This is a genomic window from uncultured Lactobacillus sp. (assembly GCF_946477725.1).
In the GTDB taxonomy this organism is placed as follows: Bacteria; Bacillota; Bacilli; order Lactobacillales; family Lactobacillaceae; genus Lactobacillus.
The window spans coordinates 1-26,437 of sequence record NZ_CAMKZC010000001.1 but is presented as its reverse complement, the minus strand read 5'-3'; the positions used below and the strand labels follow the sequence as shown (position 1 = coordinate 26,437).

25 protein-coding genes are annotated in these 26,437 nt (G+C 35.8%); 14 read left to right on the top strand and 11 right to left on the bottom strand.

Annotation, left to right across the window (positions count from 1 at the left end; genetic code table 11):
• The first annotated feature begins 143 nt into the window (after window positions 1-143).
• Window positions 144-884 carry a DUF4097 family beta strand repeat-containing protein gene (locus Q0R51_RS00125; RefSeq protein ID WP_294755813.1) on the top strand — a complete coding sequence of 247 codons (741 nt, stop codon included), beginning with the start codon at window positions 144-146 and terminating at the stop codon, window positions 882-884.
• A 55-nt stretch (window positions 885-939) separates the two neighbouring features.
• Here Q0R51_RS00125 and Q0R51_RS00120 read toward each other — a convergent pair whose 3' ends face one another.
• Window positions 940-1,659, bottom strand: a complete 720-nt coding sequence (locus tag Q0R51_RS00120) for a GntR family transcriptional regulator (protein ID WP_046324112.1) — start codon at window positions 1,657-1,659, stop codon at window positions 940-942.
• A gap of 109 nt (window positions 1,660-1,768) precedes the next feature.
• Window positions 1,769-2,476: a deoxyribose-phosphate aldolase gene (deoC, locus tag Q0R51_RS00115; RefSeq protein WP_110445415.1), complete on the bottom strand. Its 708-nt coding sequence runs from the start codon at window positions 2,474-2,476 to the stop codon at window positions 1,769-1,771.
• A 161-nt stretch (window positions 2,477-2,637) separates the two neighbouring features.
• On the opposite strand from deoC, the gene Q0R51_RS00110 reads away from it, so the two are divergent.
• From Q0R51_RS00110 to Q0R51_RS00065, 10 genes are all read left to right on the top strand, one after another.
• Entirely contained in the window at window positions 2,638-3,051 is a 414-nt protein-coding gene (locus Q0R51_RS00110) for a PTS sugar transporter subunit IIA (protein ID WP_294755810.1), read from the top strand.
• A 23-nt stretch (window positions 3,052-3,074) separates the two neighbouring features.
• Complete coding sequence (locus Q0R51_RS00105) at window positions 3,075-3,569, top strand: PTS sugar transporter subunit IIB (protein WP_110445413.1); 495 nt, start codon at window positions 3,075-3,077, stop codon at window positions 3,567-3,569.
• An 18-nt stretch (window positions 3,570-3,587) separates the two neighbouring features.
• Window positions 3,588-4,433, top strand: coding sequence for a PTS sugar transporter subunit IIC (locus tag Q0R51_RS00100; protein WP_122025489.1), 846 nt, complete (start codon window positions 3,588-3,590; stop codon window positions 4,431-4,433).
• Window positions 4,434-4,448: 15 nt separating this feature from the next.
• Window positions 4,449-5,285 carry a PTS system mannose/fructose/sorbose family transporter subunit IID gene (locus Q0R51_RS00095; RefSeq protein ID WP_046324108.1) on the top strand — a complete coding sequence of 279 codons (837 nt, stop codon included), beginning with the start codon at window positions 4,449-4,451 and terminating at the stop codon, window positions 5,283-5,285.
• Window positions 5,286-5,567: 282 nt separating this feature from the next.
• Complete coding sequence (locus Q0R51_RS00090; RefSeq protein ID WP_294755807.1) at window positions 5,568-6,332, top strand: 1-acyl-sn-glycerol-3-phosphate acyltransferase; 765 nt, start codon at window positions 5,568-5,570, stop codon at window positions 6,330-6,332.
• A 10-nt stretch (window positions 6,333-6,342) separates the two neighbouring features.
• Window positions 6,343-7,182 (top strand): glycosyltransferase, encoded by an 840-nt coding sequence (locus tag Q0R51_RS00085; RefSeq protein ID WP_294755806.1) that lies wholly within the window; start codon window positions 6,343-6,345, stop codon window positions 7,180-7,182.
• Between the two features lie 21 nt (window positions 7,183-7,203).
• Complete coding sequence (locus tag Q0R51_RS00080; protein WP_294755805.1) at window positions 7,204-8,151, top strand: glycosyltransferase family 8 protein; 948 nt, start codon at window positions 7,204-7,206, stop codon at window positions 8,149-8,151.
• Window positions 8,148-9,035, top strand: coding sequence for a lysophospholipid acyltransferase family protein (locus tag Q0R51_RS00075; protein WP_294755803.1), 888 nt, complete (start codon window positions 8,148-8,150; stop codon window positions 9,033-9,035). Before Q0R51_RS00080 ends, Q0R51_RS00075 begins: the two co-directional genes overlap by 4 nt.
• Before the next feature lie 70 nt (window positions 9,036-9,105).
• Window positions 9,106-9,336: a cytochrome b5 domain-containing protein gene (locus Q0R51_RS00070; protein WP_110445406.1), complete on the top strand. Its 231-nt coding sequence runs from the start codon at window positions 9,106-9,108 to the stop codon at window positions 9,334-9,336.
• A gap of 434 nt (window positions 9,337-9,770) precedes the next feature.
• Window positions 9,771-10,004, top strand: a complete 234-nt coding sequence (locus Q0R51_RS00065; RefSeq protein WP_294755800.1) for a type II toxin-antitoxin system prevent-host-death family antitoxin — start codon at window positions 9,771-9,773, stop codon at window positions 10,002-10,004.
• 431 nt (window positions 10,005-10,435) lie between these two features.
• Here Q0R51_RS00065 and Q0R51_RS00060 read toward each other — a convergent pair whose 3' ends face one another.
• The 8 genes from Q0R51_RS00060 to Q0R51_RS00025 form a co-directional block, all read right to left on the bottom strand.
• Complete coding sequence (locus Q0R51_RS00060; protein ID WP_294755799.1) at window positions 10,436-11,461, bottom strand: alpha-L-fucosidase; 1,026 nt, start codon at window positions 11,459-11,461, stop codon at window positions 10,436-10,438.
• Window positions 11,462-11,470: 9 nt separating this feature from the next.
• The gene (locus tag Q0R51_RS00055; RefSeq protein WP_294755797.1) at window positions 11,471-13,447 is read right to left on the bottom strand and encodes an alpha-amylase family protein; all 1,977 of its coding nucleotides are present in this window, start codon (window positions 13,445-13,447) and stop codon (window positions 11,471-11,473) included.
• Entirely contained in the window at window positions 13,440-14,651 is a 1,212-nt protein-coding gene (locus Q0R51_RS00050) for an MFS transporter (RefSeq protein ID WP_294755794.1), read from the bottom strand. Before Q0R51_RS00050 ends, Q0R51_RS00055 begins: the two co-directional genes overlap by 8 nt.
• 203 nt (window positions 14,652-14,854) lie before the next feature.
• Window positions 14,855-15,856, bottom strand: coding sequence for a LacI family DNA-binding transcriptional regulator (locus Q0R51_RS00045; RefSeq protein ID WP_294755792.1), 1,002 nt, complete (start codon window positions 15,854-15,856; stop codon window positions 14,855-14,857).
• A 318-nt stretch (window positions 15,857-16,174) separates the two neighbouring features.
• Window positions 16,175-16,933 (bottom strand): type I 3-dehydroquinate dehydratase, encoded by a 759-nt coding sequence (aroD, locus tag Q0R51_RS00040; RefSeq protein WP_294755791.1) that lies wholly within the window; start codon window positions 16,931-16,933, stop codon window positions 16,175-16,177.
• A gap of 15 nt (window positions 16,934-16,948) precedes the next feature.
• Complete coding sequence (locus Q0R51_RS00035; protein ID WP_294755789.1) at window positions 16,949-17,863, bottom strand: shikimate dehydrogenase; 915 nt, start codon at window positions 17,861-17,863, stop codon at window positions 16,949-16,951.
• A gap of 41 nt (window positions 17,864-17,904) precedes the next feature.
• The gene (locus tag Q0R51_RS00030; protein ID WP_294755786.1) at window positions 17,905-19,674 is read right to left on the bottom strand and encodes an FAD-dependent oxidoreductase; all 1,770 of its coding nucleotides are present in this window, start codon (window positions 19,672-19,674) and stop codon (window positions 17,905-17,907) included.
• 21 nt (window positions 19,675-19,695) lie between these two features.
• Entirely contained in the window at window positions 19,696-20,895 is a 1,200-nt protein-coding gene (locus Q0R51_RS00025) for an MFS transporter (RefSeq protein WP_294755783.1), read from the bottom strand.
• A gap of 519 nt (window positions 20,896-21,414) precedes the next feature.
• Here Q0R51_RS00025 and Q0R51_RS00020 point away from each other — a divergent pair.
• Complete coding sequence (locus Q0R51_RS00020) at window positions 21,415-22,329, top strand: LysR family transcriptional regulator (RefSeq protein ID WP_294755781.1); 915 nt, start codon at window positions 21,415-21,417, stop codon at window positions 22,327-22,329.
• A 176-nt stretch (window positions 22,330-22,505) separates the two neighbouring features.
• Window positions 22,506-23,345 (top strand): triphosphoribosyl-dephospho-CoA synthase, encoded by an 840-nt coding sequence (locus Q0R51_RS00015; RefSeq protein WP_294755780.1) that lies wholly within the window; start codon window positions 22,506-22,508, stop codon window positions 23,343-23,345.
• A gap of 49 nt (window positions 23,346-23,394) precedes the next feature.
• Here Q0R51_RS00015 and Q0R51_RS00010 read toward each other — a convergent pair whose 3' ends face one another.
• Window positions 23,395-25,275, bottom strand: a complete 1,881-nt coding sequence (locus tag Q0R51_RS00010; RefSeq protein ID WP_294756138.1) for a flavocytochrome c — start codon at window positions 25,273-25,275, stop codon at window positions 23,395-23,397.
• Window positions 25,276-25,393: 118 nt separating this feature from the next.
• Between Q0R51_RS00010 and Q0R51_RS00005 the strand changes: the two genes are divergently transcribed.
• A complete protein-coding gene (locus Q0R51_RS00005; protein ID WP_294755778.1) occupies window positions 25,394-26,320 on the top strand; it encodes a LysR family transcriptional regulator in 927 nt (308 codons plus the stop codon).
• Window positions 26,321-26,437 lie beyond the last annotated feature (117 nt).

The following is a 26,437-nucleotide window of genomic DNA, read 5'->3' as shown; positions in this document are numbered from 1 at the left end:
TTTTAAAATTAATTCAAATCTTTTTAACTGTCTAGATCAAAGTAATAAATACAAAGTTTAATTTTTTATTGCCTAGCTTAAACTAGCATGATATCATAAGATTAAAATTAAACTAGTATTAAAAGATAAGAGATAGCTTAATTATGGAAATACATATTGACGGAGACTTTGATCAAGAATTTGAAGATGAAAAAGTAGAATCACAAGAAATTGATTTGGAAAATTTTAGCAACATAGATGCAAAAACATATGTTGCTAATGTTACTGTTCAAGTGGGCGCTGATTTTCATATATCAACTCATGACATTAATCCTGAGCGCATGAAAATTAGTGTGGCAGAACAAACTCTTTTTATTCGTGAGCAAAAGCCTCATTATCCTCATAATCATCAGAAAAAAATTTATATTTGCAAAGCCGAATATAAAATGACAATTACGGTTCCCCAGACTGCCGTGCTCAATGAGGTACGAATAAACGACTTTTCCGGTAGACTTAATTTGAGTGGCCTGAATATGCAGAAACTTGATGTCAGAGCAAATGCTGGTTCCTTAAAATTACAGGACGTCACGATTCAAAATGATACTAAAATACGTTTAGATGCGGGTAATTTAGATATCTACCAGTGTAAGATGAATTCTAATGCAAATCTAGCTGCTGGATCTGTCAAGATCAAAGGTTTACAAGGAAAAAACCACTTTCAACTGGCTGCCGGATCACTAAAAACTTTAGACGACAGAGATGATCAGACTGATTATGATTTATCTACTACTCTTGGCTCAATCTACTTTCACGGCAGTAGAATGGGCAAGCACTTTTACAAGCATGAAGGCAGTGCCAACCAATTAACTGCTATCAGCTCGGTTGGTTCAATCAAAATTCAATAAAAGAAGTCTTACTTCGACTTGCACAGGCAAAGTAAGACTTTTTTTATATATCAAATTAGCGCTGGACATCAATTATAAACGAGTTAATATCTCCCCGATATTTGGCAATCGAATATTCAATTGGCCGTTCATCCCTTGTCAGTCCTTGAGTGTGAAAGTAGAACACTGGCTTATTTACTGCAATGTTTAATAAGTTGGCGGTAGTTTCGTCAGCTTCTATTACTTCCAATCGCCTCACTACTCGCGTAACTTTTAAATGGTATTTTTCAAGAGTACTGTATAAAGATTCCTGGGCAAAATTATAATTAATCAACTCAGGTATCCTCTGTTTAGGCACATAAGTTGTAACTAAAACAATCGGTTGATCATTAGCATAGCGCAGCCGCACTAATTTAAAAACCGGTGCTTTCTCAGGCAGCTGTAAATTTTTGCTTACTTCGGGTGTCGCTTTTTCTTCATCAAAATAAAGCAAATTAGTTTTAGGGTAGATACCCTTAGCACTCATTTCTGCGCTATAGCTTTCAATCAAATGGGTAAATTCTTGCTCAATCTTAACTTTTTTAACTAGTGTCCCTCGCTTACGCTTTCGCTCCAGATAACCTTGATTAACTAACAATGAAATTGCTTGCCGCATTGTTGGCCTGCTCACCTGATATTTATCCGCTAATGCAGTTTCCGGTGGAATAATTGTATTTTGCGGGTAAAAACCAGTTTGAATTTTATTCAAAAGATCATTGGCAATTACTTGGTATTTAGGGAGTTCTTTTTCTGCCAATTTATTCCATCACTTTCACATTACTAATTATGTCATTATAAAAATAATATACCATGCAAAAAGCCAGTGTAAAGAGTTAGCTGTTACTTTTTTTACACTGACTTTTTATTTAAATTTCAATTGCGTTAATGCCGTCTTTTTCAAACCGCTGTTTAAGAGTTTCAATAATCTTTACGCCTGAACTAGTACCTATACGTTCGGCCCCAGCTGCGATCATTGCCAGGAAATCATCAGTATTACGGATTCCCCCCGCTGCTTTGACTTTGACATCAGGACCAACATTTTCTTTCATTAGCTTAACATCTTCTACTTTTGCACCAGCGGTGCCAAAGCCAGTTGAAGTCTTGACAAAATCAGGTTTCACCTTTTTAGCAATTAAGGCCAGCTGCTTAATTTCAGCCTTAGTCAAATAGCAGGTCTCAAAAATAACCTTACATGGTACATCGTGATCACGGCAAAGTTTAACCATTTGAGTCATTTCATCTTCGATATAAGACCAATTATGAGCTCGCACTTGCGTTAAATTAACAACATAATCGATTTCATTAGCACCGTTTTGTAATGCATCTTTAGTTTCTGCCAATTTACAAGTTATTGTAGTTTGGCCCAAAGGAAAACTGATCGCAGCCCCAGTATCAATATCCGTCCCCTTTAGTTGCTGGGCACAAAATTCAGATTGAACTTCATTAATTGCTACCATCTTAAAATGATATTTTTTAGCTTCATCGCAAAGCTTTTTCATGTCTTCTTCGGTTGCATCCGCATGTAAGTTAGTATGATCAATTAGTCGCGCAAAATCATCTATTGTATACTTCATTGTTATTCTCCTTTTTGTATTTACATAAATTGATTTTACCCACAGAAAGTGATAATGTCAACCGCTTACTTTTTAATGTAAAAATAGTGTTTGACTTATATAAAGCGATTACATATAATTGGGTTGTAAATTAATATGTATTTACAAAAGGGGTGATTTTAGTGAAAATATTATTAACTTCACATGGACATTTAGCACAAGGTATCGCTTCCGGCTTTGAATTTATTGCCGGCAAATCGGACCAGATCATGACACTTGCATTAGATGAAAAAGGAATTGGTTCATATCGTGACCGTCTACAAAAGCTGCTTGACAGTGAAACAGAACCAATCTTAATTCTGGCAGACTTAAAAGGGGGAACTCCATACAATGAGTCCTTTAAGTACTATTTGTCTCATACAGAAAGAATACGAGTGGTCAGCGGACTGAACCTACCAATGCTTTTAGAACTTGTCCCTCAGTTATCTGACAATACAACGCTTGATGAAGCCGTACAGACAGTTCTACAGGCAGGAACCAATGGTATTGAAGTTGCTCAAGACCAGCAAGATGATGATGACGATATTGAATTTTAAAAAATAAGAAAGGTGTATTAATAATGAGTATTTCAGTAGTAAGAATTGATGATCGGGTAATCCACGGCCAAACCATGACCCGCTGGACCAAAGCACGTCCTGTGGACGGCATTTTAGTTGTCGGTGATAATATTGCCCACGACAAGTTGCGCCGCAAGGTATTAAAAGCTGCTGCTAACGACTTAAAAGTTGGCATTTATACGGTTGCTGAAGCTGGCGAAAAAATCAAAAAGGGGATTGAATCTAAAAAGAAATTTTTCTTAATCAGCGACTCCCCTAAGACTTTTGCCCAAATGGCAGACATGGGCGTTGACTTTGGCAAAGTATTAAATGTTGGCCCGATGAATACCCGTCCTGGAACTAAGGTACTCGGACGGACAGTGGCCATCGATCAAGACGACTATAACGCTTTTGAAGATATTGCCAAGCACGGCATTGACATTCAATTTCAGCTATTACCTGATGATGAAATTAAGCCTTGGTCAACTATGAAAAAGAAATATGATTCTATGTCCTAATTTTTGGAGGCAATAAAAATGAATAATTTATTTTTTCCCGCACTTTTAACAGGAATTTTCTGTTATCTGGGAGCGATTGAAACACCTTGGCTCTTTGGTATGACTGGGGGCTTCTACATTGTTGGTAGACCTTTGGTAGCCGGATTACTAGTCGGTCTTGCCTTTGGTGATATTAAAAATGGTATTTTGTGCGGCTTAGCTGTACAGGCAGTTTTCATCGCTAACCTGTCAACTGGAGGTGCTACTAACAGTGAAATTACTTATGCAGCTTATGGTGGTATCGGCTTAGCAATGGCGACTACTAAAAATCCTGCAATCGCTGTTACCTTAGCCATTCTCATCGGTCAGACATTTGGCTTAATCTTCTACAACGGCAGAATGGCTCTTTATTCTTTCTGGAACACTCGCGCTGAAAATGCTGCTCATAATAATGATGATCGCGGTATCATCCTGAACCATCTAGTTTATCCACAAATCACTACCTTCCTTTTACGTGCTGTACCAGTTTTTCTGGCAATTTATTATGGTAAAGGTTTAGTCAATTGGCTAATCGACAGCATTCCCGCTATTGTAACCCACATTATTCAGGTTTTGGGTGGTGTTTTGCCAGCCTTGGGTATTGCAATGTTAATGAGCATAGTAATCAAAAACAAATCACATTTTATTTTCTTCTTTGTAGGCTTTGTTTTACTTGCTTTTGCCAAATTAAGCATGATTGCAATTGTCTTTATTTCCGCTTTAGTCGCATATTTGTATTATATGGCAACTGGTAAAAGCAGTACTCCGACTGCTACCAGCTCTGCAAATAATGCAGAACAAGCGGTTGATAATGATGACGAATATGAAGATGAAGACTTATTTTAACGAGAGGTGTTAAAAATGGCTACCAAAGAAAATAATACTGAACCACAAAAGCTACTATCAAAACATGAACTTAACCAAATATGGTATCGGTGGGGTTTTACACACCTCAGTTCAATGAGCTATGAAAAGCTGCAGGGACATGCCTGGGCATATTCTTACTTACCTTTTGCACGTAAATATTATAAAAATGATCCTGAGAAAAAAAGACGTCTACTTGAACGTCATTCCATGTTTTACAATACTGAACCACAAACAGGGCAAATTATTAATGGGATTGTTGCCTCTCTGGAAGAACAAATTGCTTTAGGTAATGACGTTTCAGAAGAAATGCCAGTTAACATTAAAGCTACTTTAATGGGTCCTTTGGCCGGCATTGGTGATTCAATTATTCAAGGAATTATTGTTCCTATTCTATTATCAATTGCTATGAGTCTAGCCAAGGGCGGCAGTCCTGTCGGACCATTATTTTACATCATTGCCTACGGTATAATTGGCCCTACAATTTCCTATATTGCGTTTCATAGTGGTTATAAACTGGGAGTTGGCGCAATCGACACCATTGTAGGCGAAAACTCCAAAAGAATTACCGATGCTTTTAATATCTTAGGTGTAATGGTCGTAGGTGCATTAGCCGCAAATACCATTGTCTTAAAAACAGTGGCGAAAATTCCTTTAGGTGGCAAATCGCAACCTTTACAAACGGTTCTAGACGGTATTTTCCCTGGACTATTGCCTTTAGCTATGGTTATTTTAGGCTGGTGGCTTGTTTCCAGTAAACAAATGACAGCTACTAAAGTCATTATCATCATGGTAGTAATTATAACTATTGGTTGTTTGATTGGATTATTTTAACCTCGTATTTGTAAAAGTACATCTATACTCATTTTCAGTTAATTTAAGAGCACATGTCAATTATGTGCTCTTTTTGTGTACATAAAGTTAATTTAATCTAGAAGTAATTACCCACTTATAATATTTTTGGTAAGTACTTGCTTAACTATTAATAAATTAAGCAAGTATGTGAAGATAGATTACCTAGATAAAGTTATGACAACTAACCTATATCGCCCCCCTTTTTAATCTCACAAGATTCATGATAGAATTACTTGATGGCATTATCGAAAGAAGGGTTTCATGGGTAAGCAAAAATACTTTTATCATCATTTAACTGATGATTTGGTAGTTAGCCAGAGCCAGGATTATCACTTGCCAAATAGCTATAATATTTTTCCCCATTCTTTAGGTGGAAAAGTTTGGGCAAAAATTGTACGTTCATTAGGGCATTTAATTAGTATAATCTATATTAAGTTGGTTTTAAGGATAAAGATAGTTGGCAAGGACAAGCTAAAAGCTGCCGCAAATCAAGGCTACTTTATCTATGGCAACCATACCCAAGCCTTTGGTGACGTGGTTTTGCCGCTTAACATTATTCCAACCAAAAATTATTATGCAATTGGGGCACAATCAAATTGGGGCATCCCTGTGTTAGGCAAACTGGTTTTGCCTTATTTTGGGCTTCCTGTGGGTCAGAACCTAAAGCAATCTGGTAAACTAATTAAGGCAGTAGCTACCGTTATTAAGGCTAAAAAAGTAGTTGTCATCTATCCTGAAGCTCACGTTTGGCCCTATTACACTAAAATCAGGCCTTTTCCTGCAACCAGTATGCACTTTCCCGTTACACTTGGCGTGGCCAGTTTTACTATGACTACAACTTATACGAAGCCCAAATGGGGTAAAAGGCCGCGCATAATTGTATATCTCGACGGCCCTTTTTACCCGGATTCACACATTGATAAAAAGCGGGCACAAGAAAAATTGCACCAGGAAATTTATCAGGCAATGCAAAAACGTGCCCTAAAAAGTAATTATGAATATTGCACGTACCAAAAAATAAATTAAGGAGTTCTCAATGAATATTCTTTTTTGCGGTGACCATAACGCCGAAGATGGCATTCTTATCGCTACCCTTTCATTATTGAAAAACAGTGGTGCCCAAGAACTCCATATATACATCCTAACAATGTATACTCAAAGTTATCATAAAAAATTTCAGCCTTTTAGTAAGCAAGCGGCTGATTATCTCAAATCACTTTTAGTAAAACAAAATCCCCAAAGCACTTTAAAATTAATGGATTGTACTGGCTTATTTGTTAGGGAACCTCTCATAGCAAATATGAGTACTCATTTTACTCCCTATGCTATGCTCAGACTTTTTGCGGATGAAATACCGCAGCTGCCAAATAAAATATTATATCTTGATGCTGACGTGATTGTCAGACGCAGTTTAGTCGACTTTTACCAGCAAGATTTAACTGGCACTGAACTTGTTGGTGTCCTTGATTATTGGGGTCGCTTCTTTTTCCACAATTTGCACGAACACAAAGTGTTTGATTACGTTAATTCCGGCGTTTTGCTGCTTAACCTGCCTGAAATCAGGAAAACTAACTTATTTGCCCGCATTCGGCACCTCTTACAAACCAGAACAGTTTTAATGCCGGATCAAACTGCGCTTAACCGTTATGCGCGAGAAAAGAAAATTGCTCCCAGGCGTTATAATGAACAGTATAAATTGCAGCCAGATACTGTAATCCAACACTTTACTACCAGTTTTCGCTTTTGGCCCGTCTTTCATACCTTGACGGTTAAGCCATGGGATGTTCAACGTGTACATAAAGTGCTAAAATTGCATGAATATGATGACATTTTGACTAATTATCTCAATGTTAAAAGCAATTTAATAAAAAAATAACGTTTGGAGAAAAATTACAACATGACAATTCCAGTTTTTTATGCTATCAGTGATGACTTTACAAAATACGCGGCAGTATCGCTCAATTCTTTGGTTAAAAATGCCGCTGCTGATAAAGATTATACAGTTTATTTTTTAAGTCAGGATCTAACTGCTCAGCATAAACAGGACCTACAAGAAATAGGTACCAGCAATGTTCACGTTAAGTTTTTTAATATTAATGATGAAATAGTTGCCCCTATTCAGAATCGTACCGAAAACTTTTTGCGGGCTGACTTTTTTACTATGTCCATTTTCTACCGCTTGTTTATTCCTGACCTGTTTCCCCAATACGATAAGGCTATTTATATCGACAGCGACACAATCGTAAATGATGATATTGGTAAACTGTATGATACCAAGCTAGGTAGTCATTTGTTTGCTGCCTGCACAGATTCTTCAATTCAATATGTGACAAAAATGGTTAAGTATATTAAAGAAGTGCTAGTGCTTGATCCGAAGAAATATATCAACTCCGGAATGCTGGTTTTAAACTGCAAAGCCTTTCGCGCTGAACATTTTATTGATCATTTTATGCATCTGCTTAAAAAATATCATTTTGACTGTATTGCTCCTGATCAAGACTACTTAAATGAAATTGGCGATAAAAGAATCTTACATTTAGATCCCAAATGGGATGCCATGCCAAATGATAATACTGAGCCCTTAGCTAATCCCAGTTTAATTCACTACAATCTTTTCTTTAAACCTTGGCATTTTCAAAATGTGCAGTATGAAGAATATTTTTGGAACAGCGCCAAAGAAACTAAGTTTTACAATGATTTGTTAACTGAATTAAATAATTATACTGATAAACTGCGTGATGAAGACCGGCACAAATTGGATCATATGCTGGCCAAAGAAGATAAAACCATTAATGACCCTCATAACTGGGCTAATGTAAAAAAACAAGGACCTGTTAGTTTATGATTCTCGGTGACAATCGTGAACAAGTAATTCAAAATATTAAAGAAGCTGTTGCTAATAGGGACTGGCATGCCAAAGTCGAGGTTGGTGACCCTGTATTATCCCTTAAAGAGAGTAAAGAATTAGTCAACAATTTTTGGCATGAACAAAAAACTGTCAAGGGAAAAATAAATGATCGAATTGGTCACTTGCTTTTTGATACTTTGATGCATATCTTGACATCATCGACCACATTTACCGGACTTGAAAACCTGGCTGATTTGCCTCAAGGCGGAGCAATTATTACTGCCAATCATTTTAATCAAATTGATTCTCTGCCAGTTAAGCATTTGGCAAATAAAGCTCATCATTCATTGAAAATTGCTATTGAGGATACTAATTTGAAATTACCGGGAATCTTATGCTATTTGATGAACTATGTGGGCACTATTCCCTTAATAGAAACTCCCAGCTATGTTGGTAACGAATTTCCTCGTCACCTGCATGATGCTTTAGAGCAAAACAACTGGGTTTTAATTTATCCTGAACAGGAAATGTGGTGGAATTACCGCAAACCCCGTGAATTAAAACGGGGCGCATACTATTTTGCTGCTAAGCAAAATGTCCCCGTTATTTCTACTTTTATTGAAATTCAGACAATCGATAAACTAGAAAAAGATCATCCTAATTTTTATCAAACAAAATATGTAGTCCACGTTTTACCACCAATTTTTCCAGACGTTAAACTTAGTGCCAATGAAAATTCTAAGAAGATGATGGCATGTGATTATCAGCAAAAAGTTGCAGCTTATGAAAAGGCTTACCAGCGTAAGTTGGATCTGACTTTTACCCCCTGGGATATTGCCGGCTGGCGTTTCAACTATCAAAAAAATCAAAATAAAGGTTAGACTTGTGATTTTTTTGCGACTATAATTGAGGTGACAATTAGTAAGTGTATTTGGAAAGGGGATATTTCCAATGGAAAAATTCACAAAAGAGTCTTTAGCAAAATATGATGGCAAAAATGGCAATCCAGCCTATGTTGCTATTAAAGGTGTTGTTTATGATGTAACTGGTAATCCGCACTGGACTGATGGTGAGCACCATGGCAATCTAGCCGGCCGTGATTTAACTGTCGCAATAGGACAATCACCTCATGGTGAGAGTGTTCTAGGTAAACTGAAAAAGGTTGGCACTTACGAAGACTAATTAGCTAAACAAGTAAAATGATAATACCCCCAAATTTTGGATAAATTTGGGGGTATTATTATGGTTAAATTACACCAAATAGAAATCAAAGTCTTGTTCTCTGTGCGAAATTGCCAGTTATTTTTTAGATTGTAATCATAAAAATAATTTGTAGTAGAAAAATAATATATTCCAGTTTTATTTCCGAATTTAATTAGTGTACAAGTTCAACTTCCTAACACTTGTAACAATTGATAGAGATAATTATTTAATTTCATCATACAAGAAATCTTGTTTTAGTCTTATAGAAATCATCTTGTCTAATGAATAATTAATGTTAATAACGTACAGTAATGAGACACTTTAAAAAATCAGCGCATAATATTATTGCTCATTTTTATACTGTAAATTTTTAGTAAAATAATATACAATATTTGTCAAAGGAAGTGTTAATTATGCTACAAATCCAACCTGTTTCAGAATTAAGAAATTACAATAAAGTTCTAAATAAAGTTAAAAAAGATAATCCAGTTTTTCTTACCAAAAATGGCTATGGCAAATTTGCGCTCATAGATATCGAAGAATATGATGAATTTACTACTGCTCTTGAGCTAATAAATAAAATTAAAAAAGCTGAAAAATCAAAGCACTATAATTTTGATGAAATTAAAGGAAAACTATTTAGCTAATGTTCTCATTAAAATTATCAAGCCCTTCTATAAAATATTTTGAAAACTTAAAAACATACTTATTGACTAGATTCGGTGAAAAAGTAAAAAAAAGAAGTTTTAGCCAGAGAAGAAGAAAAACTGAAGAATCTAGAGTCATTTCCATATCTAGGCATTAAAGCTGCTAAACTTTCTAAATTACTTGACAGTTATTATGTTCTAATTGATAAATATGAATATATCTTTTACCGTGTAAATGAAAAGGAAAAAATAATTTATATAGAACTTATATTAAGTACTAGAGAAGATCTCACTCAAAAAATTCAAAATTATCTTCATTAATTAGGGCGCATCGAATTATGATGAGCCTTTTTATTGTATTAAATAGTTAAAAAATACGACCTCCGAAACTGACTTAATTTCGGAGGTCATATCATTATTAAAACATTTTATTAATTTTCAACCAATTTTGCTGCAGCTGCAATATTTTCTTGTGCAGGTAACGGAATTCTGCCTAAACCATCAAGTCCAACATTTAACAGATAATTGATTCCTAAACTATTTAAATGTTTGCGGTATTGGTAAATTGTTGCGGGAGATTTCCAATTTTGATCGCGGTATGAAAAGCCCCAAGAATCATTAATTGTGCCAGCTGTCTCATATAAACCATAAGGAGACGGTTTAAATCCTTCAATTGAATTATAATCAACATTTTGCTCGTTTTCTTCTTTGTCGCTTGGAATTTCATTATCGCCAAGTGAAACATAATCATATTTACCGTTACCAAGGCGGGAATTAATTAAACAGTTTGGCTGGAGTTCTTTCACTGTATCGTAGACTTCCTGACTTTGTGCCTCAGTCAAAGTCATCGGTACATCAAACCAGGCTGTAGCTATCTCACCGTAATTGCTCATTATTTCCTTAATTTGGGGTATGATTTTGTCATTAAAACACTGCGCAAAGTTCTTGGTTTTCTGCGGAAAATCCCAGCTGTTATCCCAAGTAGTACCAGCTGATTCGATATCATTCGAAAGGTAGCCGCCACCGTTAGGCTCATGCCAGTCTAGATCTTGCGAATAATAAAGGCCAAATTTTAAACCCGCCTTTTGGCAAGCCTCTGCCAATTCTCCGATTACATCCCTATGAAAAGGTGTCGCGTCATAAACGTTGTATGAGTCTACATGAGAATGATACATTGCAAAACCATCATGATGTTTAGTAGTTACTACCAGGTACTTCATACCACAATTTTTAGCAAATGCGACAATCTTATCAGCATCAAAATAAATTGGGTTAAAAGCTGTTGCAAGTTGGCGATACTTAACAATAGGTATTTGTAATTTAGACTGAATCCATTCGGCATAATAACTTGAAGATTTTCCTTCATATTCACCAGCAAGTAGAGAATATAATCCCCAATGAATCATCATGCCATATTTAGCATTTTTGAACCATTCAATATTATTGTTTTTAGTCATATACTTCTCCTAACATTGTATTTTTACAATTTCATAGCCGTCAATTTTGGGAACAGTAAAGCTAACTTTGGTATCATTTTGTTGAAAAGCAATTTTCTGATTTTGCCTTATAAGCTCAACCTTTTTAACTTTTCTGTTTCCTACTAAAATTGTAAAGTTTTGATTTATCAACTGTGTCCGTTCATCAATAGTATATAAATTAACCGCATTCTTCTTCAGAGGATAGTCTAATAGGTGTAACAAAAACTTGTTTTCATTTGATGAGTAATGTAACTGTGCTGACAGACTTGGCTTATCTTCTGGCTTAACAACATACCGATCTGGAAGTAATGTGTTCAAAGCATCAGAGATAATTTCTTTTACCCACCAAGGAGCATAGTCACGATATATCTTGAAAACAGGATGTGAAAAGTAAATGCAGTTTCCTTTTTGAGTAGCTGCTGGTACACCCTTTTTGCCTGTGGAAGGAGCATGTTTATGGCCGTAATAATATTTACCTTCACGGTTAAAGTAGGGTTCACGTGTTTCCAAAATAACTTTTGAACTGATTGGTTCAACAGCCATTCCCTGCTCATACATAACATGTTCTTCTTGAGGTAAATTACGTCCTATTTGTGAATTAGGATATATATAATCACGATCCCAGAAAGAATGTCCTTCCATTAAATTACCAGTCAGAGGGTTCTCGTCATAAGCTCCCTGATCCATTGACTGGTACGACAACAGCAACTTGCCACCATTTTTGACATAATTTTGTAGTTTAGCAAAACTTTCTGGGGTGGCTTTAATTTTGTCTGGCAGAATCAGCAATTTATATTGAGAAAAATCTGCTTCTAAGTCTATGATATTAAATTGATACCCCAATTCATCAAGTACCCGGTTGGCTCCAATAAGGGATTCATCTAAAGTCATGCCGTTGTCCCATATGCTTTCTGGAGTAACTACAGCAATTTCGGCTAAAGGCTTTGTATTTTCAAGTTCTGGTTCTAGCTGTTCTACAGTCTTATACACATGGCCAATTAATTCATAAGTGGCAGGAGATAATTGACCACTAGGATGTAATTGGTCACCAATTGAACACCCTGCACCAAAAGACAGCATTTGAAAAACTTCATATTCCAAAGCTTCTTTATTTTTAAAGGATTGAAAATCACCCCATGATGTATGAAACTTTCCGGTCATACCGATAATATCTTTACCCAGTGTCCTAGCATATCTGTCCACTAGAGGAAAATTATCATAGCCCCAGTTTCCACCAGGAAGGCTCTCTATTTCAAGATGTGAGTAGTAACGCAGTGAAGTTTTAATATAAGGTCCAACATGAGAACCGTTATAAAAAATAGTAGCATTCTTAACTCGTTTATGAATTAAACTAGTCATTTCACGTTTAAATTCTTTTAGCATTAAATGACAATACCGCACACGTTCACTTTCAATTGTGTGATCAATACCCAAACGAGCCATTTCTTTTCTGCAATGTCTACAATCGCATGGCACTAGGAAGAAAATATCAAAGAAGAACCCATCAATGTTCTCTGCTCCAATACTGTCTATCACATCGTTAACATGGTCGAACAAATAATGACGATAATCGCTATTTAAACATAAAACATCATTAAAATTAGGCTTTTCATCACCCATATTAATTCTATTTCCTTCAGGATCCCGACAAAGCCATTCTGGGTGATTTAGCATGCAATATTCATCCCATTGGCATGTAGAATAAATAGGAACTTTTATTCCTAATTCATGACAAGCTTTAATTTGTTCTGCGAGCAAGTTATGATTGACTAGTCCTGGATGAATCATTTCAGGATGGTTTTTAGAATTATACCAGAGATACCCATGATGATCCCGAGCAAAACACGTTATGGAATTGACATGAGCTTTTTTTAAGGTTTGAGCAAACTCATGGCTGTCAAATTTTTCACCAACTTTAACATACGGACTAGTGTGAAAATCCAAGTGAACAGTTCTTTTACGCATCTTTATTGTCTCCTTTAGCTTTATTAGCTAACATCAAATTTACAATCAAAAATACCACACCAAAAATAATCCAAATAAGTGCTGAAATGATCAGACCCATTTCAGGGCTATAATTATGGAATAAAGCTCCTAAAAATTGGAAGATAAATGGAGCAAACGTTCCACCGATATTAATGCCAAAGATAACTATGGAAGTACTCAATGTCATTGAGCCCTTTGGCGAACTAAGGGCAAACAGTTCAGTCATATGAGGATTCATGATGCCCCAGAAAAAGCCGGAAATCATAATGCAAGCACCAATTAAGTAGGAATTGCGTAAAAATAGTGTAGCTCCTAATGCAAGGCCAGCAATGGTAGCACTAAACGCAGTGGTATTTTTCTGCCAGACATGATAAATGTATTTATAAAGAAGCCCTGAAACAATAGCCGCAATTGGCAGTAAGCTTAAGATAAAGCTTCCTGTACTACTATCACCAATATGATTATTAACAATGTAGCTTGGAATTTTAAGACTAATTCCCATATAACTAATTTGCATAATGCCAAACAAGATCGCATAGCCAATTATTTGCCAATTCGTTGTCTGCTTAATTTTTTGTTGGTCAACATCTTCGCCCACAGTAACGCTATAATTATCAAAACGCTTAGGTATCCAAACCAGCGTCATTATGAACGGAATAACAGCTAGAGCAAATACCCAGTAGGCAGAATGCCAACCAATTTTTATTAAATAACCAGCTAAAAAGAGTAAAACTGTACTACCAATATTAATAAAAGAGTTCCTATAGCCTAAAAGCTCATTAGCTCTTTTTTCTTCATAAATATCAGTGATATATGAAACACTTAACGGAGTAAGAAGAGAAATCCCCACCCCAACCATTATTCTTGAAAATAAAATCAGCCAATAATTTCCGGTAAATACTGGAATAACACCACAAATTGCAGTGATGCCTAATCCCAGCAATGCCAACAATTTTTTACCAGTAACCTTTTCAATAAATCCAGCAAGCAACGGAATAAAAATTCCAGAGAAGCTCGGAATAGTGACAATCAATTCTACAGTAGAAGTTGGCATGTTAGCAAAATGTTTTTCCATTAAAGGAATAGTACCACTAATTGCTCCCGAAGTAGATAAAACCAGAGAAATACCCATGATCGCTATCATTAGTTTTTTACTCTGCTGAATAACACTTTTGTCATCCATAAAATTTCTCCTTACTTAAATAAACAAAACTTTTTTAAACCGGTTCATTTTTGCAATAAAATATAATGTTTACTCAATAAGAATACTATATATTACGAAAATGAACCCCAAATGTATCTATACAATAAAAAGCTTTTAATAATTGAACCGGTTCAATTACACAATAATAATATTACTTTTAGAAATTAATTGCAATCGCTTTCTTAAAAGTTTTTATTTATGACAGAATCTCGCCAAACAATTTTGGCTTTGAAAAACTTGGTTTGGTAGTTCAAGTCAGCCGGATTAGTAATTTTTTGTAAAATTATTTTCCCGATTTCTCGGCCAATTTTTGCGACTGGTTGTGCTACAACAGTTAGCTGGGGCTTTATCACTGTGGAAATATCATAGTCATCAAAGCCAATAAAAGAAATATCCGTAGGAATTCTGAGGTTCAATTTATTTATTGCTTGAATAGCTCCTATTGTCATATAATAATTTGTAGAATATAGTGCGGTTATTTGGTGATTATTTTTAAGTAAATCTAAAGTAGCATCATAGCTTGCATCTTTAAATGAACTGCCACCTGCTATTAATTCGCGATCAAAAACACCGTATTTTTTCATTGCAGCAACATAACCGCGTAATCTTTCAGAGCCAACATACCCTTGCTGTCCACCTGATATAATGCCAATCTGCCTGTGACCTATTTTATAAAGAGACTTGACAGCTTCAACTGAAGCATGATAATTATCCAGCAGTACTGTATCGCACTCAAATCCAGATATAGGAGTATCAACAGCTACTACCGGAATCTTTTTCTTCCGAAATTCTTTTAATATGGGCACGGCTTGTTCAACATGAAATAGAACTATGCCATCTACATTTCTTGAGTAGAGAAATTTAAGCTTTTCGTTTAGCAATTTTATATTGTTTTTATAATCAGCAATTATCAATTCATAGTTATTCTTTTCCAAAAGGTCTTCTAAAGAAGTAACTATGGATGCAGCAAAAATATCTGTTAGGGCGTTTACGACAACACCTATTGCATGACTTTTCTTTGTTTTTAACCCCTTTGCTAAATAATTTTGCTTGAAATCAAGCTTCTTAATCGCTGCAGCAATTTTTTCCATATTTGCTTTTTTTAGAGTATACCCATTCAAATAGCGCGAAACAGTACCTAAAGATACACCTGCCTCTTTCGCAACATCACGAATTGTAGCCAACTGATGATCTCTCCTTACATTTATTTTAAAAGTTTAATGATTTACAATAAAATAGTATTCTTTTGCTCTAAACATTTTATCATTTAAAGTTTGAATATGCTTTCAAATTACTTCTCTTGATAATTGTACTCTTGTACTGTCTCACAAAAAATAGACATTATAATATTACTTAGTTACATATAAAATAAAATAAAAAATATTAATATACAAAGCGACTTAATTATTTCGAATTTTACTATTTAAAATAAAATTTGTACACAAAAAACTAACTTTATCAGAATATAAAGTTAGCTTTTTAATACTATTATTATATTAATTTTAATCCGCTGCCAAATACTTTTCCGCATTCCGCAAATCTGCAATTAACAGTTGTCCCGGTGCGGAGGTTTGACCCACTGCACCAAATGATAAGCTTGAGCCGAAAACTTGACCCGCTACTCTAGTAACTTTACCAATATCACCCATAGCCATAGTAATCAAGGGATTAGCAATTTCTGCATTCATTTCTGTCGTTGCTGCTAAAAGAGTTAAAACGTCAGTAGCACTATGAGGCATGCAGGCTAATTTAGGAACGTCTGCACCAAGTTGCGCCATTTTTCGTAAACGAAATTCAATTACGTCTTTAGCTGGCACCTTTTCAAAATCATGGTTACTCATAATTACCACGACATTGCAGTCATGAGCTAAGTTTACTAAAGACTTTACTCTTTTTTTATCATGAAAAAGTTCTATATCAACTGCATCACCCAGCCTATTAGTAACGACATATTCTATTAAATTTAAATATTGGTCTTCAGCCAGACTGCAAACCCCACCTTCATTTTTAGTGCGAAATGTGACCAAAATAGGCAGCTCTCCTACTTCCTGCCGCAATTTCTTGGCAGTAGTACTTAGCTTGGCAAAGTCATTAATTCCTGCAGCATAATAATCAATGCGCCATTCCATTAAATCTGGTTTAGCAGACTTAATCTTTTCAGCTGCAGCCAAAATTTCTTCCTCGCTCGTTCCGACATTAGGGACGGCAATTTTGGGCAGTCCTGCACCTAAAACAGTATTTCTAATCTTTACAGTAGCCATTAGTTAGTCCCTCAACTAATCATTGTCGTCTGAAAATATAATCTCACGAATATAATCAGTTGGCATCTCTTTACCTGTCCACAGCTTAAATGATGCTGCTCCTTGATCGATCATCATGCCGATACCGTCATAGACATGCTTAACTCCAGCCTCTTGCGCCACTCTCATTAACTTAGTAGTTCTTGGAGAGTAAACCGTGTCAAATACTACCATATCCCGATGGAACCATGATGGATCTGAAACTAACGTCTTATCTTCAAACGGTTTCATTCCGATGCTGGTTGCATCACAGTAAATATCACTTTCTGCAATTGATTGTTTGAATGCTTCCTGATCAGATAATTCAGTCAGAGAAACCTTGCAGTCAGTGTTTTCACGAATAGTTTTAACAGTCTTTTCAGCTTGCGGCCAATTTTTATCTCTAATGTTAAATATTCTAATTTCCTTAGCACCATCTAAAGCTGACTGAACCGCTATCGGTGTTGCAGCACCACCTGCACCGGTTAAGGTCATAATCTTACCTTTAATATCAAAGCCTTCATCTTTGAGTGATTGCACAAAACCGATTCCATCAGTGGTATAACCTGTCAAAACGCCATGATCGTTGACAATAGTATTAACAGCATCACACATTTTAGCAGCAGGTGATAATTTATCTAGGTATTGAATGACCTCTTTTTTATTAGGCATCGAAACGTTGGAACCACGCATATCTAACGTGCGAATAGCGTCAACTGCGCCCTTTAATTTATCGTTGCCAACTTCAAAACAAAGATAGGTGTAATTCAAGCCCAGCTTAGCAAACGCATTATTGTGCATTGTCGGTGACATTGAATGCCGAATAGGATAAGCCATCAACCCAATTAAGTAGGTATGACCATCGAGCCAGCCAGTAATAGGACCATTAACACCAGTAATTTTATTAGTCATCATTTTTCTCCTTTATTAAATTTAAAAATAATTATTTTACGCTATTTTTTAGAAGCACCAGACACTGCATCAATTGGATCAGGTACAGTCTTTTCCAATTTTTGATAATTGGTATTATCAGCAGCCTCTGTTCCGGCCACAAAACCTGAAGCATAAGACCAAGAATTCATCATACTTGGCATTGAATCATGACCGTTAGCGCCGCCAACAATCTCTCCGGCGGCATAGAAATTGTCTAACGCTTTTAAATCTTGGTCTAAAAGTTGCATACGCTGATTAGTTTCATAACCACCAAGGGTAGTACAAAAACGTAATTTCTGCTCAATCACAAAGTAGGTATCGCCTTCATATTTATGCATAAACTGACAAGGGCGACCAAACTCAGGATCATTACCTGAAGTTACATATTTATCATAGTCAGTTAAAGTCTTCTTGAGGTTGTCATAATTAATGCCAGCTTTTTGGGCCACTGTCTTTAAGTCTCCGCTAACCAAAATCGGACTCTTCTTGCCGTCAAGATCGAAGAAGCCTTGAACTTCATCTTTACTAAACCCATATTTAAGCAGCAATTCATAAAATCTGTTCCATGTTCTTTCATCCATTACTACAAAAGCAATTTTATCCTTTTGTTCAGCAATAGCATCCCGAAAGTGAGTGTATGGGGCAGATTCATTTACAATTCGTTTACCACTGGTATTGACAAAAATAGCACCCATATCTGTCGCTTCTTTTGTTGAATAGGTGGTTAATTTAGCAATGCCAGGTTCAACTTCTAAACCATGAGGATAAACTTTATACCAGTCAAGATTGCGGGAAGCCAAATTCATATTTTTAGCAAAAGCAAAATAATCACCAGTAGAAGTCATTGGACCGTAATAAGGGATATTGGTTTTATGTTTAAGGTAATCACGCGCACCCCAGCCGCCAGCTGCCATAACTAAAGATTTAAAGTTTACGGTAACTGTTTCGTGCTTGCCTTCAGCAACTAATGAGACAAGCTGGTCCTGTTCATTTTTATTCAGGTGTTCCACCCGAGTTTCCAGTAAAATTTTGCCACCCTTTTTGGTAAAAGCATTTGCCACTTTAGAAATCAATTCATAAGAACTTTCCGTTGGCATTTCAATTTGGCGGTTAACAGAATGTTCAATAGTTTGTGTTTCAGCCTTCTGATAGGTTAGGTCCGCAAATTCAGTGATAAAGTCAACTGCTTTACCAATATTTTGCGCCAGTAAATCTGAAAGTAAGGGATAGTTTGTCCCCCGGCATTCTCGGGCAATATCTTGAATTAAGAGCTGCGGAGAATCTTTATTTGCTTCCTCACCAAATAAAGTAGCTGCTAATTTTGAACCAGTCCCAACAACATTTGAACCATTTAAAATGGTAGCACCACCGAGATAGCCATTTTTTTCAATTAAAAGAACTTTCTTACCCATTGATAACGCCCGACAGGCAGCCATTAGGCCTGCCATCCCCGAACCAATTACGGCTACATCCACATCATAGGTTACATCTTGATGTGACCGATTGCTAGGCTGAGAAGCAATATTTACACCATTTGCTTTTAAGGCCTTTTTACCAGAGTCAAGCATAGCTTGTGTCATAATCGAAGCACCGGAAATAGCATCAACAGCGAAACTTTGATTATTTAGAATATTCTTTTTTAATTTACCTACAACCTGGTTAAAGATACCCGGGGTTTCGGCAGTTTTGGTTACCTTGATATCAGTAATTTGATTATCTTCGACTTTGATATCAAAGTCGATTTGACCATTTCTTCCTTCTGCTGTTGCTTTAATTGTTTTTTCTGACATAAATTCACCTTCTACTTTATATTAATTTTTGATATTGAAATTTTTACTACGACTAATCAAGACAACACACAGAACTACCGAAATGATCGTTATCACTGTCGTTATCCAAAATACCATCAGTGTACTTGCAGCATTGGCCTTTAACACAAACGCGGCGATAAGTGGTGCTACAAAGTAAACCACGGCTGGCGCAAAACTGTAGTATGAAGTGATTTTCCCGTGACTTTGGGGGAAATAAGAAGTCAAGACTGAAAGTGCAACTTGCCACACTCCCCCTGCAGTAAAGAAACCGACAGCTAAAGAACCTATTTCACCAGCTAGTAGAGACGGCTTTAAGACCATCAATAGTAGACCAAGAGCACTAATAGCCGAATATACCATAATCAAATTCAACCTTTTTACCTTAGTTACTAAAGCTGAGGTCACAAACACAGATATTAAGGAAGCAATCGAATACCATGACACAAGCTGATTGGCGTTAGCAGCGGACTCATTTAACACATACTGCCCATAGTAGGGAGCATAAAGAGAAAAAATATAGAATGTAAAACAAATCGTAAAACCTAAACCAATGATCATTAAGCCATCAACAGCTAACTTAGGCTGATTCTGCTCACTAATACCAGTTTCTTGGCTTTTTTCTTCTGCAGGAGCCTCTTTTGCCTCAGCTTGTGGGGCAAAAGCTGTTTTCATTGTAAAAACAACATCCAGTAAAATGATAATGACTAATATTAACGCTGTAATCTTAGGGTTTTTAATTATTTTTACGCAAAACGGAAATAACATTTGCATGACCTGCATTGCAGCTTTAACAAACGAGTTCATTGTGGCTGTTTTGTCTGGAAAAGCATCTGCTAGTGCAGGATAACCGGCTGTATCGCCAAATGAATTGGTTGCACCGAAAAACATTGCTGCTAAACCAGCTATCCAAATATTGTTCGCAAAAGCAGCACCAAGAAGAAAAATAGCATCACTTAGCAATGCAATTAATAAACTCCTTTTACGACCAATCTTATCTGATATAGCGCCAGCAAATAAAATTGTAAAAATTCTTCCTAAACCAACCATTGCAATTACAAGTGAAACTTGGGTCGCACTGGCATTCCAAGAATGGGCCAATATTTCTCTGTATTGACTAATAAATAAGGTAGCTGCGCCCACAACTGCAAAATGGGTATAAACAGAAGCGGCAACGCCACTATAACTTTTCCCTTTTTTCATAGCTTTACCTTTCAAAATTAAGACTGCTGATAATTCAGAAATAAATATATCCTATTAAAACGGATATGAATAATTATTTCTGATTACTGAATTATAAAAAATAACTATAGTTAAAAGTGCTACTACAACAATATTTTTCATTTTCATAATTTCAGATTATTAATTTTTAGGCTCATTTTGAATAGCAAGTTGTCTTTATACCAATAAATAATTAATAGCTTACGCATATAAAAACTGAACCGCTACTTTAACTCAAAACTATTTTTTTGAATTATGTCAATTAATTCTTTTGCAGTAGTCAGATAAAGGAAAAAAATGTAAAGTTTAGCCGTAAATAGTTGCCAATAATAAAAAAGACTCATTAGTTAAAAGCGTCAAAACATAGTAAAATTAACAATAACGTATGAATATTAATTTCAGCAATAATATTATAAATAAAACTTGTAAGGGCTTTACAAAAATGAGTATAGTGTTTTTTAATAGATGTATTAAATTTAAAAATACTTTTGAGGTAACATCATGAATCTAAATCAGCTTTATTATTTTCGTGAATTGGCAGACCAAAAACAATACACAAAAGCAGCAGACAATTTATTTATCAGTCAACCTACCCTCTCGCTATCGATTAAGCAACTGGAAAATGAGCTGCAATGCAAACTGTTTAACCATAATGGACGTTATGTGCAATTAACTGAATATGGCCGCATTTTTTATGATACTGTAACCAAATCTTTAAATACTTTAGATCGTGGTAAAAAGCAGATTGAGCAGCGTATCAGTCAGGATCAGGGCAATATCCATATTGCCGGCATCCCTACAGCAATTGGAACTATATTGCCCCACTTAACTAAGCAGTATCAACAAGAAAGTAATATTTCCCCTCACTTCATCTACCACGATAATCCTTCATATCAAATCTGCGAAGGTATTAAAAATGGCTGGTATGATATTGGAATTTCCTCATTTGTACCTGAATTTAGTTATTTTACTTATATTCCCCTTTACACTGAAGAAATTATTGCTATCGTTTCAAAAGAAAACAACTTGGCTAAAATAACAGAAATTACGCCTGCAGAATTACAAGGCGAGTCAATTATTACCTATTCTAAAAAAATTCAGATTGGTAAAGACATCACTAATGCTTTATTAGCCAATGCCTCTGATCTAAATATCACGAATAGACTACATGATGAATTAGCAATTGCTGGACAAGTATTGACCAATGACATTGTCGGCATCGTTGCCAAAACTATTTATCTGAGTGGTTTCGATATTCACATTATAAAACTGGATTTACCTAAAAATACCCGTCAGGTTTATTTAGTTTATGATTCCAGTCAAAATTTCTCACCAGGAACTGTTGATTTCATTGACTTTCTTAAAAGTCATAAACCAGATATTCAAAAAATTGTTGATAACATTCCTGTCAACTAAAATATAAAAAAATACAAAGCTAAAATGACGTAAAAAGCAAACCGAATATCTATCAGGAATTAGTAAATGATATAGTAGAGGGGTCTTGAAATAGGATATACTGATATTATGGCAAAGAGATATAACATAAAAATTATTAAAATCGTTCAACAAGTTGTCAAAGAATTAATTAACTAATGAATCAAACCTATAATATGACTAATTCAATTACCCAAAATGCTTTACGCTCGCTTTTGTATGAAGTTGTTACTGAACCCAAACCTGGTCTGGTAGATCCTGGGAGCCCAGGCCCACATCCCGACATGGATATTTATACTTTTATTGACAGTTCTATCAGTTTAGAATCGTATTTTGCCGATGCCGTTAAAATTGGCCAGACTTTTCACTCAACTGACTTAACCCAAATGTTTCAGCAATTAAGGCAAAGAGGCATTACCGCTGAAAAAGAAATGTTTACCGCTACCCATGGTGCCAATACCCATAAAGGAGCAATTTTTGCATTAGGAATTTTTATTTGTGCCGAAAGTTATAGTATGACAAACAAGACCGAACTGTTTCTTACTATTACCAAGATGTGTAAAGGGCTTGTACAGCATGATTTAGTTCAAAATAATGAATTACAAACAGCTGGCGAACAAGAATTTGTTAAATATAAAATAGGCGGAGCCAGAGCACAGGCAGAACAAGGCTACCCCATAGTTAGAGAAGTGGCATTGCCTTTTTTAAAAAGCAGTACTGGGACTGTTCAAACCAGGCTTCTTGACACATTAATGAAAATAGCTACAGTAGCGGTTGACAGTAACCTAATTAAACGGGCCGGAAATTATGATGTAGTTAAATGGCTCCACCAAGAAGCAATAAAATATTTAGATCTTGGTGGCTATGCTACTGCAGCTGGGAAAAAGCAATTGCAAAAATTAAGTAAAGAGTGCTTAGTACATAATTACAGCTTAGGCGGCTGTGCAGATTTACTAATTGTCACCGTTTTTGTTGCTTTTGAAAGAGGATATATATAAAAAAGGAAGGCTAATCGCCTTCCTCTTTTAATAGAATCAAAATATTATTTTATTTTTCCGATGCACCAGTCACGGCATCATTATGTGCAATTTCATCGCATGCAGTATCAGCAGCTATTCTACCAAAGGTAAAGATATCAGCTAGTGAATTACCACCTAGACGATTACCAGCATGCAAGCCGCCAGCAACCTCACCAGCAGCGTAGAGGCCTGTAATAACCTGACCATCTTTATTTATTACTTGCGCTTTTGGATTAATCTTCAAGCCACCCATTGTATGGTGAATAGCTGGCTTACGAGGCGTTGCATAAAATGGTGCAACTTCACATTTAAGGTTAAATGCACTTTTACCAAATTCCGGATCATTACCAGCATTAACGTATGAATTATACTTTTTAATGGTATTGACCAAAGTAGTAGGGTCCATACCGGCTTTTTCGGCTAGTTCTTCAAGAGTATCAGCTTTTAATAATGTGCCGGCTTTTACCTGAGCCTCAAGTGATTCCTCAGTTGTGTTATAGGCAGTAGCCTTTATTTTTTCATCTGCTATTAAGTAGAATAAAGTACCATTAGCAATTGCCGCCTTAGCTAAAGTATCACGCTCTGCAAATTCGTTAACGAAACGTTCACCCTTTTGATTAACCATAATAAAGTTTTCAGGCGGAGTTTGGATACCGGTAAATAATTCACCAGTCTTAGGATCAGAAACTGGCATTAATTGAATAAAGCCCATACCAACTAAATCAGCACCGGCTTCTTGGCCTAGAGCTATACCATCACCAGTTATTGCCGGTGAATTGGTAGTAGCAATGTCGTCATCAATGTGCTTCCAGTAAGTGTTGTATTTTTGTACCATTTTAGTATTTGCACCAAAGCCGCCAGAAGTCAAAATTACTTTTTGGGCATGAACAGTAACCTTACTGCCATCGCTTCCTTGTGCTACAACACCTGTAACTTTACCGTTTTCAATAATTAAATGTTGAGCCCTAGTTTCAGTTAAAACAGTGGCGCCATGATCTTTTATCCAATCACCCAAAACATGAATAAAGGCATAGCCCATAGGTTCAACCGGCTTATGACCGCGGCGCCATAAAGCTCCAACCGGCATAGTGACATCAGAGCGGTCAAATTTTACTCCTAAATCAGTTAGCCATTTAACTGAATCAAGTACGTTATTGACAAGCTCGGTAACTAAAGCATAATTGCCATGAATTTCATTACCATTTAAGTCAGTTCTTTTGCCACCTAAATAAGTCTGTATCTCATGTAATAATACCGAGTCAAAAAGATAATTTTCTCCTGAATCCACATAAGCCTTAATTTGCTTTTGCAATTCTTTAAAATCATCACGGTATTCTGGATCAATTTCAGCAATTGGAGTAGCGGCTAATTTTTCCAGGCTTTCTTTTTCACCAGGTAAGGCTTGGAATTTATTTTGCCATTCAGGTTCAGCAGCGTTTAAAGGACCACCAGCCCTAGTAGTATTACCACCGATTTGAGGGAATTTTTCCAATACTATTACTTGTTTACCATTTTGAATTGTTCTGGCGGCTGCCGCAAGACCAGCCCCGCCGGCACCGATCACCACAACATCAGTTTGGTATTCAGCGTCTGAACTATTAGCGGTCTGAGGTTTTGGCCTGTTTAACCATTCTTGTGCGTCTCCACCGGCCTCATTAATTGCCTGAGCCACACCATCGACTACTCCATGGCTGGAAATAGTAGCTCCACTAACCGCATCAACATTTAAAGTTTGGCTAGCAATAATTTGCTTTGGTAAACGTTTAAAAACTTCATCGGCTACTCCTGCAGTTTCACCACTTGAATCTATACCAATTTCTTTGATTTTATCCTCAGAAAGGGTCACTTCCATAGGCATAAAACTGGAGCCATGACCTTTAGCCTTAACTTTGTAAGTACCAGGTTTCATCATTAATATACTTCCTTTCTTTAAATACTTATCAGTTAAATTTTACTAACTTTTTTTAGCAAAATGAAATAGTTTTAAAGTAAAAAGATTATAATAAAATTGTTATGGGAGGTAAAATATGAATGACCCTGAAACAGTTTTACATTTTATCGATGTAATACTAAAAGAAAGTAATTTTACACGAGCAGCTGGTGAATTATATATTTCACAGCCTTATTTAACGCAACTAATTAAAAGGATAGAGCGGAAACTGGGAACTAAGATAATTGACCGTGAGTCAATTCCATTCAAGTTAACAGAAGCCGGAATAATTTATTACAATTATTTAGAAACTAAAATTTCCAATAAACAAAAACTAACTGAGCAGCTAATACCATACGTATCACCTAATAGAGAAGTAATTAGAATTGGTGTTTTGGAAAGCCTGGGTACATTTTTATTACCCGAATTACTGCCTAATTTTATGTTTGAAAATCCTCACATTAAAATACAATTAGCGGAAAGCTTCCCCAGAGTGAGTGAAACACATCTATTGCATGAACAAATAGATTGCTATCTCGGTCAAACTCCTGAATCACTTAATCAAGGACTAGACTTCTATGTCAATGGTGGTGAAAACTATTTTGTTATTATTTCGCCAAGATCAAAATACTTTAAAAAAGGACGATTTATACTCAAGCCGCAGGAATATGACATTAAAGATATTTTGCAAGAGCCTTTTGTTGTCAGTTCAACTAATTCTGCTATACGTCACCAAGTCAACGGTGCGTTTCAAAAATTTCATATCAAGCCTAATATTATTTTAGAAAGCAGTAGTATTATCACTGCCACAAACTTAGCAATAAAAGGTGTAGGATTAACTATTTCCGCTGCCAGCATAATCAAAAGAATGGCACAGACCCCTATTAACTTACTTCCTGTTGATCATAACTTGATCCAAATTAAATATTTCATTGCAGTCAAGCATGGACAAGAACTAAAACCAGGGTTAAAGAAATTAATTTCAGCTTTCCAAAAGCTCAAAATTGAACCTAATATCAAATAGGACATAATAATTAATCCAGGGTATTTAAATAATCAGGCACAAAAAAAGAGGACCTTTCTAGATCCTCTTCTCTCTTTGCTCCGGCTGTCAGACTCGAACTGACGACATCTTGATTAA

Coding starts and splice junctions, on each gene's coding strand:
- Q0R51_RS00125 (WP_294755813.1), top strand. CDS start 144: ATGGAAATACATATTGACGGAGACTTTGATCAAGAATTTGAAGATGAA.
- deoC (WP_110445415.1), bottom strand. CDS start 2,476: ATGAAGTATACAATAGATGATTTTGCGCGACTAATTGATCATACTAAC.
- Q0R51_RS00105 (WP_110445413.1), top strand. CDS start 3,075: ATGAGTATTTCAGTAGTAAGAATTGATGATCGGGTAATCCACGGCCAA.
- Q0R51_RS00100 (WP_122025489.1), top strand. CDS start 3,588: ATGAATAATTTATTTTTTCCCGCACTTTTAACAGGAATTTTCTGTTAT.
- Q0R51_RS00095 (WP_046324108.1), top strand. CDS start 4,449: ATGGCTACCAAAGAAAATAATACTGAACCACAAAAGCTACTATCAAAA.
- Q0R51_RS00090 (WP_294755807.1), top strand. CDS start 5,568: ATGGGTAAGCAAAAATACTTTTATCATCATTTAACTGATGATTTGGTA.
- Q0R51_RS00085 (WP_294755806.1), top strand. CDS start 6,343: ATGAATATTCTTTTTTGCGGTGACCATAACGCCGAAGATGGCATTCTT.
- Q0R51_RS00080 (WP_294755805.1), top strand. CDS start 7,204: ATGACAATTCCAGTTTTTTATGCTATCAGTGATGACTTTACAAAATAC.
- Q0R51_RS00075 (WP_294755803.1), top strand. CDS start 8,148: ATGATTCTCGGTGACAATCGTGAACAAGTAATTCAAAATATTAAAGAA.
- Q0R51_RS00070 (WP_110445406.1), top strand. CDS start 9,106: ATGGAAAAATTCACAAAAGAGTCTTTAGCAAAATATGATGGCAAAAAT.
- Q0R51_RS00065 (WP_294755800.1), top strand. CDS start 9,771: ATGCTACAAATCCAACCTGTTTCAGAATTAAGAAATTACAATAAAGTT.
- Q0R51_RS00060 (WP_294755799.1), bottom strand. CDS start 11,461: ATGACTAAAAACAATAATATTGAATGGTTCAAAAATGCTAAATATGGC.
- Q0R51_RS00055 (WP_294755797.1), bottom strand. CDS start 13,447: ATGCGTAAAAGAACTGTTCACTTGGATTTTCACACTAGTCCGTATGTT.
- Q0R51_RS00050 (WP_294755794.1), bottom strand. CDS start 14,651: ATGGATGACAAAAGTGTTATTCAGCAGAGTAAAAAACTAATGATAGCG.
- aroD (WP_294755791.1), bottom strand. CDS start 16,933: ATGGCTACTGTAAAGATTAGAAATACTGTTTTAGGTGCAGGACTGCCC.
- Q0R51_RS00035 (WP_294755789.1), bottom strand. CDS start 17,863: ATGACTAATAAAATTACTGGTGTTAATGGTCCTATTACTGGCTGGCTC.
- Q0R51_RS00030 (WP_294755786.1), bottom strand. CDS start 19,674: ATGTCAGAAAAAACAATTAAAGCAACAGCAGAAGGAAGAAATGGTCAA.
- Q0R51_RS00025 (WP_294755783.1), bottom strand. CDS start 20,895: ATGAAAAAAGGGAAAAGTTATAGTGGCGTTGCCGCTTCTGTTTATACC.
- Q0R51_RS00020 (WP_294755781.1), top strand. CDS start 21,415: ATGAATCTAAATCAGCTTTATTATTTTCGTGAATTGGCAGACCAAAAA.
- Q0R51_RS00015 (WP_294755780.1), top strand. CDS start 22,506: ATGAATCAAACCTATAATATGACTAATTCAATTACCCAAAATGCTTTA.
- Q0R51_RS00010 (WP_294756138.1), bottom strand. CDS start 25,275: ATGAAACCTGGTACTTACAAAGTTAAGGCTAAAGGTCATGGCTCCAGT.
- Q0R51_RS00005 (WP_294755778.1), top strand. CDS start 25,394: ATGAATGACCCTGAAACAGTTTTACATTTTATCGATGTAATACTAAAA.